This window comes from Colwellia sp. 75C3 (assembly GCF_002836255.1).
Lineage (GTDB): Bacteria > Pseudomonadota > Gammaproteobacteria > Enterobacterales > Alteromonadaceae > Colwellia.
Map to the genome: position 1 here is coordinate 316,771 of NZ_PJAU01000032.1, position 12,995 is coordinate 329,765.

At 38.2% G+C, this 12,995-nt stretch carries 10 protein-coding genes; 4 read left to right on the top strand and 6 right to left on the bottom strand.

Translation table 11 applies throughout. The annotated features are described in order from the left end of the window. Positions 1–394: 394 nt before the first annotated feature. The 3 genes from pabB (at position 395) to CXF85_RS03320 (ending at position 4,278) form a co-directional block, all read left to right on the top strand. A complete protein-coding gene (gene pabB, locus CXF85_RS03310; protein ID WP_101227332.1) occupies positions 395–1,885 on the top strand; it encodes an aminodeoxychorismate synthase component I in 1,491 nt (496 codons plus the stop codon). Positions 1,886–2,006: 121 nt separating this feature from the next. After that, on the top strand, positions 2,007–2,582 hold the full coding sequence (locus CXF85_RS03315; protein ID WP_101227089.1) for a CoA pyrophosphatase: 576 nt from the start codon (positions 2,007–2,009) through the stop codon (positions 2,580–2,582). Between the two features lie 319 nt (positions 2,583–2,901). Further along, positions 2,902–4,278 carry an L-serine ammonia-lyase gene (locus tag CXF85_RS03320; protein ID WP_101227090.1) on the top strand — a complete coding sequence of 459 codons (1,377 nt, stop codon included), beginning with the start codon at positions 2,902–2,904 and terminating at the stop codon, positions 4,276–4,278. A gap of 119 nt (positions 4,279–4,397) precedes the next feature. Here CXF85_RS03320 and CXF85_RS03325 read toward each other — a convergent pair whose 3' ends face one another. The 3 genes from CXF85_RS03325 to CXF85_RS03335 all read right to left on the bottom strand — a co-directional run bounded on the left by CXF85_RS03325 (position 4,398) and on the right by CXF85_RS03335 (position 8,419). Continuing rightward, on the bottom strand, positions 4,398–6,602 hold the full coding sequence (locus CXF85_RS03325; protein ID WP_101227091.1) for a TonB-dependent receptor family protein: 2,205 nt from the start codon (positions 6,600–6,602) through the stop codon (positions 4,398–4,400). 492 nt (positions 6,603–7,094) lie between these two features. Beyond that, positions 7,095–7,964: a sterol desaturase family protein gene (locus tag CXF85_RS03330; RefSeq protein ID WP_101227092.1), complete on the bottom strand. Its 870-nt coding sequence runs from the start codon at positions 7,962–7,964 to the stop codon at positions 7,095–7,097. Then, positions 7,961–8,419, bottom strand: a complete 459-nt coding sequence (locus CXF85_RS03335) for an SRPBCC family protein (protein ID WP_232771057.1) — start codon at positions 8,417–8,419, stop codon at positions 7,961–7,963. Before CXF85_RS03335 ends, CXF85_RS03330 begins: the two co-directional genes overlap by 4 nt. Positions 8,420–8,728: 309 nt before the next feature. Here CXF85_RS03335 and CXF85_RS03340 point away from each other — a divergent pair, with 309 nt between their 5' ends. Then, on the top strand, positions 8,729–10,168 hold the full coding sequence (locus CXF85_RS03340; protein ID WP_101227094.1) for a coniferyl aldehyde dehydrogenase: 1,440 nt from the start codon (positions 8,729–8,731) through the stop codon (positions 10,166–10,168). 87 nt (positions 10,169–10,255) lie between these two features. Here CXF85_RS03340 and CXF85_RS03345 read toward each other — a convergent pair whose 3' ends face one another. From CXF85_RS03345 to CXF85_RS03355, 3 genes are all read right to left on the bottom strand, one after another. Next, positions 10,256–11,107, bottom strand: coding sequence for a thymidylate synthase (locus CXF85_RS03345; RefSeq protein ID WP_101227095.1), 852 nt, complete (start codon positions 11,105–11,107; stop codon positions 10,256–10,258). Next, positions 11,107–12,012: a prolipoprotein diacylglyceryl transferase gene (lgt, locus tag CXF85_RS03350; RefSeq protein WP_101227096.1), complete on the bottom strand. Its 906-nt coding sequence runs from the start codon at positions 12,010–12,012 to the stop codon at positions 11,107–11,109. The genes CXF85_RS03345 and lgt overlap by 1 nt, the downstream gene beginning before the upstream one ends. Positions 12,013–12,166: 154 nt before the next feature. Further along, positions 12,167–12,961, bottom strand: coding sequence for a sulfite exporter TauE/SafE family protein (locus CXF85_RS03355; protein ID WP_101227097.1), 795 nt, complete (start codon positions 12,959–12,961; stop codon positions 12,167–12,169). Between the last annotated feature and the right edge of the window lie 34 nt (positions 12,962–12,995).

Below are 12,995 nucleotides of genomic sequence, written 5' to 3' on the forward strand. Positions count from 1 at the left end.
CCATTACCATTCAAAGTGCAGGATTTCAGTGGGAATTAAAATGACTTTAGGCAAGTTAAGTAATTTAAACATAGTCACTCTATGTTTTGATTATTTAACGCCGCGAAAAGGCATTTTAAACCCATCGGAGAAGCGCTTGAGCAACATCACTTCATCGTTGCTGTGATTTATAAGGGAATAACCATTATTTCATCACAGCGCCTTGAATTGAAATTGCTCAAGCACTCTGAAACATGCATCTTGATTGGTAACGGGTATATATATAATAACCTGCTATTGAAAGTGCTGCCAGAGCAAATGGCTGATAATAACTATTTAACTAGCGAATACTTAAGTGAAAAAATCCTTGTTCAACAACACTAATACAGCATTTACTGCGGCGCTTAACATAGAGATGAATGCGACTAAAATTGACTTAACACTTTCAGCTAAAGTACTGCCTTTAAAAAGAGGTACTACATCAGAAGATATATTTGGCCCTATGTCTCATCAAGCTTGGGCAATGTGGTTAGATTCAGGTAATAGTGACCATGTTGATAGTCGCTTTGATATTTTAGTGTGGCAGCCTATCGCCACCTTAACCACACAAGCTGATAGCACCGAAATCTGTTTTCCTCGCACTTGTATTCCTGATGCCTATCATCCTGAAAAGAGTATTAGTGAAAAAAGCATTATCTCCAGCACCGATGATCCACTGTTATTGCTTAAGCAGCTTCAAGCTCATTTATTTAACGTGCCAAACTCGACGCATGAATTCTTACCTTTCTTAGGGGGTGCATTAGGATATTTCGCTTATGATCTAGGCCGTCGCTTTGAACAACTTCCTAGTGTAGCTAAGCAAGATATTAATTTACCTGAGATGGCGGTAGGTCTTTATGATCGAGCGGTTATTTTTGATAAAAGTTCAGCAACATTTTACTTAGTTTGTGCTGATGACCAGCGAAGCGAGATTGAAAAACATCTCATTAACTCAGCGAACATTACAAACCAGGTTAACAACACTAGCTTTCATTTGAATAGTAGCTGGCAAGCCAATATGGATAAAGCCAGTTACATAGAAAAATTTAATAAAGTCCAAAGTTACTTATTGAGCGGTGATTGTTATCAAATTAATTTGGCTCAACGCTTTAGCGCACAATACCAAGGTGATGAATTTGAAGCTTACTTGGCGCTAAAAGAGGCGAATAAAGCCCCTTTCTCTGCTTTTATCCGCTTAGATAATGCGGCCATTTTAAGTGTCTCACCTGAACGATTTTTACAGCTATCCCAAGGTAAAGTGCAAAGTAAGCCCATTAAAGGCACCATGCCTCGCAGTGACAATAAAATTCAAGATGCCAAGAATGCCGAAATATTAAGACATTCCAGCAAAGATAATGCTGAAAACTTAATGATTGTTGACCTCTTGCGTAATGACATAAGTAGAAGTTGTCAGGCTGGAACAGTCAAGGTTCCTAAGCTTTTTGATATTGAAAGCTTCCCAGCAGTTCATCACTTAGTCAGTACAGTTGAAGGTATTCTCTCTAGCGATAAACATGCTACAGATCTACTTCGTGGTGCTTTTCCAGGCGGCTCTATTACCGGGGCGCCTAAAATACGTGCCATGGAAATCATCGAAGAGTTAGAGCCACATCGTCGTAGTGTTTATTGTGGATCAATTGGCTACCTTTCCAATTGTGGCAATATGGATACTAGCATAACGATTAGAACCTTAATTTGTCAGCCAAATGAAGCTTCAGAAAATAGCTCGGTGAATGACAATAAGACAATTCATTGTTGGGCGGGTGGTGGGCTAGTCGCTGATTCAACCGCACAAAGCGAATACCAAGAAACCTTTGATAAAGTTAATTGCATTTTACCGGTATTATCAAAACTCAATCAGGTGTAGGCTTTAGTTAATGCCTCAAGTTAGCACATTGAGTTAATACCTGAGTGAAATTTAAGTTAAGCCTTTCTAATAATGTAGCTGCAATTATTACTATTAACTTTTTCAATTAAAGAGTACGCCAATGACCAAAGATGAGTTTTTATTACGCTTTAATTTATTACAATTGGCTGAGTCTGAGCATAACTATCAACACCCTTTGCCATTAAGATCAGCCGCTGTGCTGATTGCTTTAGTTGAGTCCGACAATGGTGAAGGCTTACAAGTATTATTAACTAAACGAGCGAGCCACTTAAGGCATCACCCATCACAAGTGAGTTTCCCCGGCGGTAAAGTTGAAAAAGAAGATACATCGCTAATAGATACTGCGCTGCGAGAAGCTTATGAAGAAATAGGCTTGTCTCGTGAAGCGATAACCGTGCTAGGGCAATTCCCGCCTTATCAAACGATTAGTGGTTTTCAAGTTACCCCTATTATTGCTATTGTCGCCAGTGCACAGCTTTACCAGATGGATAAAAATGAAGTCGCTGAAATATTTCAAGTACCATTACAGCATTTTATAACGACTAATGACCACCATGTTTTTGTTGCTCATAAGAGTGGCAAGCCACACAACGTGCACTTTTTACCTTATAAACACTACAATATATGGGGTGCTACCGCGGTAATGCTCAAAGATTTAGTAGCCCACATAAACTAATCCTCATGGTATTTGTTCAATAAAAAAACTTTGCTAGTGCATTTAGTTCTCAATTAGTCCAAAATTTTGTTTCTTTATCTGATAACTTTCAGCTAAAATTACCACTTACAGAAACAAATCGACAATAATTTCATTATTCAAACAAAAACTGACTATTATCCGGAAAACAATAACAAAAACAATATTTGATATTGCCGAATTCTATTTTTCTCGATATTTATCTTGAACATCTTAGAGTCTATAATTAAAGAGTAGTGTGAATTGTACCAATGGGACTAATCCAGTTGGTATTAAATAAGCAGAGCAAAGGTAAAAAAGTATGATCAGTGTATTTGATATGTTCTCTATTGGCATAGGCCCATCAAGCTCACACACAGTGGGTCCAATGAAAGCGGCAAAAATTTTCGTTGATGCGCTAGTTAAGCAAGAGTTATTAACTAAAGTCGACCGAGTTAAATGTGAACTTTTTGGCTCATTAGGACAAACCGGTATTGGCCATGGTACCGGTAAAGCGGTTATTTTAGGCTTTACTGGTCAAACGCCTGAAGGCATTCCGGTTGAGTCTATAGAAGCAACCTTAACCGAAGTAATTGGCAGTCAAAAAATATCACTTAATGGTACTCATGAGGTTAATTTCCCTAAAGATGACGCCATTATTTATCATAGGAAAAAAACCTTACCTGCTCATGCTAATGCCATGACTTTATATGCTTATCAAAATGATGCCTTATTGTTAGAGCAAACTTATTACTCCATTGGTGGTGGTTTTATTGTTGAAGCATGTGATTTTGAACAAGAAAAAGATAAAGCGCTGTCTTTGCACACCAATATTAAACGACCACATGTTTTCAGCTCAGGTGATGAGTTATTAGCTTTGGCGAGTACTAAAGGTTTAAGTTTTAGTACTCTCATGATGGATAACGAAAAGTGCTTAAACAGTGAAACGGAAATTCGCACTAAACTGGTTACTATTTGGCAAGCAATGAAAGACAGTGTTGATCGCGGAATGTCAACCGAAGGTATCTTACCGGGCGGTTTAAAATTAGCTCGCCGCGCCCCTGCGCTCTATCGCTCTTTGTTGGTAGAAAAATCTACCGATCCTTTGACCGCAATGGACTGGGTAAATTTATTTGCGATGGCTGTTAACGAAGAAAATGCCGCTGGTAGCCGGGTAGTTACCGCACCAACAAACGGCGCTGCCGGTATAATTCCTGCGGTACTTTGTTACTATGATAAGTTTATAAAACCGGTTTCCGATGATGACTGTGTTCGCTATTTACTAACCGCCGCCGCCATTGGTATTTTATATAAAACCAATGCCTCTATTTCTGGCGCTGAAGTGGGTTGTCAAGGTGAAGTCGGTGTTGCTTGTTCAATGGCCGCCGGCGCATTAACTGAAATTATGGGTGGTACACCACCGCAAGTAGAAAATGCCGCTGAAATAGGTATGGAACATAACCTAGGTTTAACCTGCGATCCTGTTGGCGGCTTAGTTCAAGTACCTTGTATTGAACGTAACGCTATGGGCTCAGTCAAAGCAATTAACGCTTCACGTCTTGCCTTACGCGGTACTGGTACACAAAAAGTTTCTTTAGATAAAGTAATCAAAACTATGTGGGAAACAGGTAATGATATGAAAACTAAATATAAAGAAACGTCACGTGGCGGCTTAGCTGTTAACATTATTGAATGTTAGTAAGTCTTTAGTTAAAGCGTTAACTTAATAAATCAAAAAGCCCCTGTAAGTTTACTTACAGGGGCTTTTCTTTGTTTGAAGCTTTTACCTTAATATTTATTAAAGAATAAGGTTAAAACCTAAAAGTTATATTGATAACCCATAGAAACAGTTAACGGCTTACCAACCATTACTGAGCCATGCATACGAGTAGCCATATAGGTTTCATCAAGTAAATTATCAACACTAAAACGTACTTGCTGGTTTTGAGCAACGTCATAACTGGCAACAAAATCAACTACGGTATGCGCGTCAATATTTTCTGCACTATCTCCAGTGCCTGCTTTACTGCGCATTTCACCGGTATAACGAACTAATACGTTAGTGCGCCATGCATCTCCAGCTAAACCAAGTGTTAGTTGCAACTGATTTTCAGGTACATAAGGGAATTCATCACCTGCTTTAACATCGCCCCAAAAATCAGATTTAAAGCTATTTAAAAATTCAGTTTGTGTATGAGTAAAGGTTAAATCGATTGGCATTGAAATATCGCCAAAATCAACTTCATAGCCAGCTTTAAATTCAAGACCGGTAATTTTTACTTCGCCAGCATTGTATTGTTCGCCAATATTGTCATCTTCACAATTTTGACTCGCAGTACAGTTACCATGCATATTTTCGTAATCAGATAAGAATAATAATGCTTCAGCATTGAAGGCATTTCTTCCAAACCTTGCACCAAATTCATAGTTAATGCTTTCTTCGTTGGTCGCTTCTTCATTACCTGGTGACGGCGGAGCAAAACCTTTTTGTACGCCGCCAATTAACACTAAATCATCGCTGACATGATAAGTCATCGCTAAAGACGGTAATACCACGTCGAGTTCATTTTTCTTAAATTTTGGTACCATAGAACGGCTTGGGTCCTTTTTCCCCCAATCTTCACGTTCAATAGTCATATCTTCATAGCGAAGTCCTGCGTTGACAACAAACTTACCCACGGTCCATTCATCATGAATAAATAAAGCTAAAGCACTAGCACTATCAACGCGATTTGAATCTGTACCTGGCTGACCTGCTTCAGTAAGGGTCATGTTGTAATTCGCATCCATATAATACTCATCAACCCATTGATATCTATCCATTTCATCTTTGTGGTAACGGATACCAAATTTTACTTGATGGCTATCAAAGTCTGCATCTAATACTGTTTGAACGCCTTGCGATAGGTAATCACGATTATTGGCTTTTACTTGCGTATATAGTTCGTTACTAAGACCTTTGTCATAGTCCGAAGCAAGTTGTGAACCTTTGCTCAGGCTTTCATAGATAACTTTTGAATTACCTTCATCATCAACGCCCATTTGACCTACTTTACTGGTTTTATACCAGTTACGGCTAAAATCATTATGATAAACCGTAGTACCTAAGTTGAAGCGACTTGATAACTCTATCGCGTGACTTAGTTGTAATTGCAGGTGCTCGTTAGACATATTATCTTTTTGTGACGCTGAATAACGGCTGTAAGGGTCGCTATTAAAATCAGCTTCCGTTAAACCCATATAGGTATCATCAGACTCTTCATCTGAGTACTTTATTTTAAATTCAAGTTCTTGATAAAAGGTTGCATTGTCATCAGTGTTATAACGCACTTTACCCAAGATATCATTTTTCACAAAACCAGTGTCTTGGTCACTATGGTTAATATCTTTATAACCATCCGCTTGATAACGGAAAACTTCAAAGACTGAACTCAAGTTTTCACCTTTACCACCAATGACGCCGTGTACTTTAGCAAAACCATCTTGTCCTGCTTGCACACTAACTTGACCTGCAAGTTCTTCATCCGGGATTTGACGAGATACCATGTTGATTACGCCCCCCGTCGTACGAGGTCCATACATAGCACTTGAAGTACCTTTAAGTACTTCTACTTTTTGCATACGGCCAGCCGTTGGAAAGTAATATGCAGAAGGTGCAGCATAAGGCGCTGGGGCTGCCAATACGCCATCTTCCATAATAGTGACTTTTTCACTTCGGTTTTGACCGGTACCGCGCATACCAATATTAGCGCGTAAACCATAACCATCTTCTTCTAAAACGTAAACACCTGGAATAGAAGTCAGGGTACGCATAATATCGGTATAATCAAATTTTTCTAAATCATCTTCTGATAATTGATGCGCACTACCAGGTATATTATTAACCGCTGTACTGTTACCAAGAATGGTAAATTGTTCATCAACTGAAGCATCTTTTAGTGCTACGTCGGCAAAAGCATTGCTAGAAATGATACTGGCAATAACCAAACTTAATAGGGTTGGTTTAAACGATTGAATTGACACCTTTGACTCCAAGTTTTTGTTGAATACTGTATTTAATTCTTCATTGCGCGCATTTAATCACGAAAGGTAATGCGAATCAATGTTATTTATCACTTGATTCTAGAAGATCGAAGTCAACTTGATATAGAACAAATAATCTCTAGAAAAGTGACTGTTTAACTTAACTCGCCATTACTCTCGTTTATCAAATAGTTAATAAATTCACATCAGAGAACAAGTACGACATTGTTTAATATGCAATACACCGCACCTTTATCTATGCTGATATATAAGTAAGTAGGGAATATTTTTAATGGGGAGGGCTTATAGCTTTCGACTGAAGTAAACGAATAAAAGGCAGTTAGCCTATGATTAATAATTTTACCTATCCAAGAATATTTCCCGCACAGGCTTTTTTACTATTATCACTTACTTCGCGCCATGAACAGTCAAAAAGTCAATCACCCCAGATTATTGAACGTTTAAACAGAGGTTTCTGACTTGTAAGATTAACTAGTTGCTTGTGTTGCTAGCGGTATTTGAAGTTACATTAAGGTTTTTCTTTTCAACTGAACTTGTTGGGTAAGTAAATAAGACACGATACTTAGCTTTGAGTCCTTTAGCATTAAAAGCCGATTTGAACATATAAATCCACTGATGAAAGCTAATATAAAATGGATTGTTAGATTTTATTTGGCCAATAATACCATAGCGACAAGGGCCATTATTCTCAGCATCTTCTTCTACATAAGTGCCAAATAGCTTGTCCCAAAGAATTAATACACCAGCAAAGTTTCTATCTAAATACGCTTTATTGGTTGAATGATGCACTCGATGATGTGAAGGCGTATTGAATATTTTTTCAAACCAACCCAATTTATAAATGATTTCTGTATGTACAAAAAATTGATACGCTAAATTAAGGGCAACCACAGTAAAAACGGTGTTCGGATCAAAGCCAACAATTATCATTGGCATCCAAAAAATCCACATACCCGCTATTGGGTACATTAAGGATTGTCTAAAAGCGGTTGAGAAATTCATCTTAGTTGAACTGTGATGGACAACATGCGCGGCCCACAACCAATGTATATGATGGGACGCTTTATGAAACCAATAATAAAGAAAATCTTGTAATAGAAAAGCAATAAAAACAGTTATAAAACTAAGCGTGATATCAAACACGGCAAATTGATGTAACCAATAAAAAAAGGGCATCAATAATAATAGCGCGATAGCATCGGATGCTTGATGTAAAAGTGCTAAAACGGTATTCGCCAAACTGTCTTTAATGTCATAAAGTTTACGGTGTTTGACAAACTCGTAAATAATAAAGCCTAGGAATATTGGACTCAGTGCCAATAGGATCACTTCAATACTCATGCGCAGTTACCTGTTTCAAAGTGTTCTGCTAATTTTTTCATCGCATTAATAATATCGCGTCCAACAAAAAATTTTAACAAAAAGTCGGGCAACCATTTGGGGCCATTAAATTTAATAACGTAGTCAAGTTGTGTAGTTTGCTCCTCACTATCGAGTGATGCTGCTTGAGGTGTTAAGTGTATATCGCCTTGATGATCTGATACTGGCCAGTTACCCTTAATGCGGTAGCAAATATGCTCGTTACTTGCATTAATGATCTCTTCTTCAAATACTATTTTTCCGATAGAAATTCGACGAACAGCACCTTTCCCCCCAATTAATTCACCATCAGCTTGAATTTTTATTGTTTTAATTTTGGCATTAAAAAATCGTTCTAATTGTGGGTGGTCTAATAAAACTTGGCATACCTTCTCTACTGGAGCGGATATTTTTTGTGTTACTTCAATGGTAATCATAAATCTCACCCGATAATTCATACAAGCGTTTAATTAAATGAATTCAACCAGAGTTCTTATTAAACAACAAGTGTTTATTTTTAACTCACCGAGAGACGTAATAAATAATGACTAAAAATAAGAGTCCACTAAGTCGAGTTGCCTAGAGTATCCGGCTTATTACAACCATTTCATGAGATGCGTTATTCTAGAAAAAATTATCATAACTCTACATAAAACAGCTTAGTAGTAGTTTTATCTTGCGATTAACACTAAAGAAGATAAAGTAAATGCATAAACATCTGCGGCACTCTGAATAAAGGCATCGAAATGACAAGTAGTGAAATGATAGGCAGTGAGCAATCACTAACATCCATTTTAGAACAACAGAAATTAGACTATAAATTATCTCCAGCCCCTTCTTTGCAGTATAGAAAAGAGCAATTAGTCGCACTTAAAGCGGCTTTATTAGCACATCAAGATGAATTAGTTGCGGCGCTAAATAAAGATTATGGTCAACGCGCAAAATTAGACAGTGTCATTGCCGATATATTGCCTTGTGTGATGAATATCAATTACACCTTAAAAAACCTTAAAAAATGGTCAAAGCCACAGCGCAGACATGCTGGGTTATTGCTATCTCCCGCTAAAATTACTGTGCATTATCAACCCTTGGGCGTTATAGGTATTATGGTACCTTGGAATTTCCCTGTTATGTTATCCATAGGACCTTTGATAGGCGCCTTGGCAGCGGGCAATCGTGCCATGATTAAACTATCAGAATTTACCCCGGCAACCAATGCCGTGATAACAACAATGCTTAGTGGTATTTTTGACCGGAAAACGGTTGCTGTCATAGAAGGTGAAGCCGATGTTGCCGCCACTTTTTCAGCCTTACCTTTTAATCACCTAGTATTTACTGGTTCCACTAATATTGGCAGACACGTGATGCGCGCTGCCGCTAATAATTTAACGCCAGTAACATTAGAGTTAGGCGGAAAATCACCGGTTATTATCGCCGATGATATGCCTATTGAAACCGCTGTTGAACGTCTGATATTTGGTAAGTGTTTAAATGCAGGGCAAATATGTGTTGCTCCAGATTATATTTTTTGCCCTGAGAGTAAAGTTGACGAGTTTGTTGCCGCTTATCAAAAGCAATTTAAAGCTATGTACCCTAAGCATTCAGACAACTCCAGTGATGAAAATAAAGATTACGCCAATATTATTAATGATACCCAGCACAAACGTTTACTTGCTTGGCTTGATGATGCGATTGATAAGGGAGCCAAGGTAGTATCAGCCAGTGGCGAAGAAATCAACCGTTCAACACGCCAGATTGCAACGCAATTAATCACCCAAGTGACTGATGATATGCAGTTAATGCAGGAAGAGATTTTTGGTCCGTTATTGCCAATAATGCCCTATAAAGATTTAGATACTGTTATTGATTACATTAATGACCGCCCTCGCCCACTCGCTTTATATATCATGAGTTTTGACAAAACAACGCAACAATTATTACTTGATAAAACCCATTCAGGCGGCGTTTGCATTAACGATACCATTATGCACGTTGCTGCTGACGATGCTCCTTTTGGTGGTATCGGTGATTCAGGCATGGGCCATTATCATGGTAAAGAAGGTTTTTTAACTTTTTCAAAAGCCAAGACTGTATTAGCGCAAGGTAAAATAAATGTCGGTAAGTTGGTTCACCCCCCTTACGAAAGCTTTATTCAAAAGTTGATGCTGAAACTCTTTATGCGTTAAAGCAAATTTAGTTGGGTAAATAAAGAATAAAAAGGCCACTCTATTAAAGTGGCCTTTTTGGGTTAATAACTAAAGATATTATTATAATTACACTGCAAATGGATACTTAATTGCGTCGTGACATTCATAACCTTCAACTTTAAAATCATCCATCGTTACCCAGGTTTCAAGATCTTCTAAAGATTTTATTTCTGGGTTAATGATAAGCTTTGGTAAAGCTAACGGCTCACGTTTAAGTTGAACATCTTGCATTAATGCTAACTGGTCTTCATAAATATGAGCATTCACTATTTTGTGATATGCCATACCTGCTTTTTTACCAGTTATTTGCGCCATAATAGCCAAGAAGAAGAATACTTGTACTTGGTTAAAGTTAAGCCCTAATGGCACGTCACATGAACGTTGAAAGCTCGTTAGATGTAAAGTATCGCCAAGTAAAGAAAAGTTATGCGTATGCATGCAAGGTCTTAAACACCCCATGTGAAATTCACCTGGGTTGTAAAAGGTTAAGATTTCAGCGCGATCATCAATACCATTTTTAAGGTTATCAACAATTTTTTTCAACTGGTCAATAGTACCGCCATCAGGCTTAGCCCAGGCGCGACCTTGAATACCATAAACCCGCCCCATGTCATCTTCACCTTTACGGTGAGAGTTGTTAAGCCAAGCATCATTTAAGTTAGCATTAGCATCCCACGTTTTAGTGCCTAATTGTCGAAAATCAGCAGCACTATCATAACCACGGATATAACCAATAAATTCAGCAATAGCCGACTTAAAAAAGCTTTTACGTGTGGTTATTAAGGGAAACTCGTTATCACCAACATTGTATTGTAAATCCGCATTAATCACTGTTAAACAACGTTTACCGGTACGTTCGTTTTCAACCCAAGTACCTTCATCGATAATTCGTTGACATAAATCTAAATAAGCGCGCATTATCTATTTCCTTTTACTGACTTATTGGATGATGAGCTAGCGGTTTTCTTTGCTTCTTTATCGTCTTGAGGTTTTTTACCTTCAGCAGAACACCCTTGAGCAATAGCTGATTTTTGTTGCGATAAATAACCTAAATAAATAATAAGCATACCCGCTAAAATCATCGGAATACTTAAAATTTGTCCTTTAGAAATAAAGGAGAAATATAAACCAAGATGCGCGTCAGGCTCACGGAAAAATTCGACGATACTTCTAAAGACCCCGTAACCGATTAAAAAGGCACCGGATGCTAGCCCTAAACTACGTGTTTTACGGCTAATGATATATAAGATGGCAAACAGTACGACCCCCTCTAAAGCAAACTCATATAACTGCGATGGGTGACGCGGTACTTGTAATGGATCCGTTGGAAAAACCATTGCCCAAGGTACATCGGTTTGACGTCCCCAAAGTTCAGAATTAATAAAATTACCTAAACGCCCCATTCCTAAACCAATAGGGACTAATGGCACGACAAAATCGCCCACTGATAAAAACGATTTATTTGTTTTACGCGCGAATATAAATACAGCTAAAACAACACCTAAGAAGCCGCCATGAAAAGACATGCCGCCTTGCCATATTTCAAACAAATATAAAGGGTCTGATAAGAAGTATTCGAACTGATAAAAGAGTACATAGCCAACACGGCCACCTAAAATTACTCCTAAGAATCCATAGAACAATAAGTCGCTTACTTGATCACGCGTCCATGCCCCGTTACTTCTATCAGCAGCTTTATTTGCCATAAACATAGCAGCAAGAAAGCCAATGAGGTACATGGTGCCATACCAACGTAATGATACCGGGCCAATGCTAAATATGATTGGGTCTATCACGGGAAATTGTAAAAACTTATCTGTCATTGCTTGTCCGCTTTCTTAAAGTAGAGAGTTAAAGGTGGAAGGTTAAAAATTCGAAAAGTAAACCTATATGTTCATTGGTCGAGATTATACCCTGTTATGGTTAAAAGGTTACGTTAAAAAGTACTTCACTAAATATTTATTCCACTAAAATTGTTTAACCAAGCATCATTTTAATTGCGACAACAATAAGAAAAACAGCGAAGAACTTCTTCAAAGTTTTTATCGGTAATTTACTCGCATACTTCACACCTATTGGCGCAAATATGGACGAGCTCAGCACAATACCTAACAAAGCAGGAAAATACAGATAACCTAAACTCCACTCAGGAAGATTGGGTAAATTAAATCCGGTAATAATGTAACCAAGAGATCCAAATAGCGCAACCATTACGCCACAAGCGGTAGCAATACCTATTGCGTGTCGAACAGGCACACCGAAAAAACTCAACGATGGCACGAGAATAGCGCCACCAGCAATGCCCATTAAACTTGAGATAACACCTGTTATAAAGCTAAGGGTTTGCAATACATAAGTGGCTGGCAATGATCTTTCTTTCGATGCATTTATCGACAATAACATGTATCCCGCGAGTAAAATCACCACAAAAGAGAAGAAACCTGTTAATGCTTCACTCGATAGTGAGTCGGCAATAAAGGCACCTAACAATGCCCCCACCGCAACCAAGACCATTAATTGTCTTGCTAACTGCCAAGGGATATTTTTTTTTCTATGATGAGCTAGTGCAGCAACGGTTGAGGTGATTACAATCGCCCCTAACGAAGTACCTAGTGCCATAGGCATAACTACCTCACTACTAACGCCAACTAAAGGAAGTAGGTACACCAACGCTGGTACTATGATAAGACCACCGCCGATACCAAGCAAACCAGCTAAAAACCCAACAATGCTACCTAAAGCGATACAAGAAATTAATACAGTTAAAATCATTCTACTTTGCGGAAAGTCCGCTCCTAAATGTGCT

Bases quoted from the DNA above. Each gene is read 5' to 3' on its own strand.
- CXF85_RS03345 (WP_101227095.1), bottom strand. From the start codon at position 11,107: ATGCGCGCTTATTTAGATTTATGTCAACGAATTATCGATGAAGGTACT.
- CXF85_RS03330 (WP_101227092.1), bottom strand. From the start codon at position 7,964: ATGAGTATTGAAGTGATCCTATTGGCACTGAGTCCAATATTCCTAGGC.
- CXF85_RS03315 (WP_101227089.1), top strand. From the start codon at position 2,007: ATGACCAAAGATGAGTTTTTATTACGCTTTAATTTATTACAATTGGCT.
- CXF85_RS03320 (WP_101227090.1), top strand. From the start codon at position 2,902: ATGATCAGTGTATTTGATATGTTCTCTATTGGCATAGGCCCATCAAGC.
- CXF85_RS03355 (WP_101227097.1), bottom strand. From the start codon at position 12,961: ATGATTTTAACTGTATTAATTTCTTGTATCGCTTTAGGTAGCATTGTT.
- lgt (WP_101227096.1), bottom strand. From the start codon at position 12,012: ATGACAGATAAGTTTTTACAATTTCCCGTGATAGACCCAATCATATTT.
- CXF85_RS03340 (WP_101227094.1), top strand. From the start codon at position 8,729: ATGACAAGTAGTGAAATGATAGGCAGTGAGCAATCACTAACATCCATT.
- CXF85_RS03335 (WP_232771057.1), bottom strand. From the start codon at position 8,419: ATGATTACCATTGAAGTAACACAAAAAATATCCGCTCCAGTAGAGAAG.
- pabB (WP_101227332.1), top strand. From the start codon at position 395: ATGAATGCGACTAAAATTGACTTAACACTTTCAGCTAAAGTACTGCCT.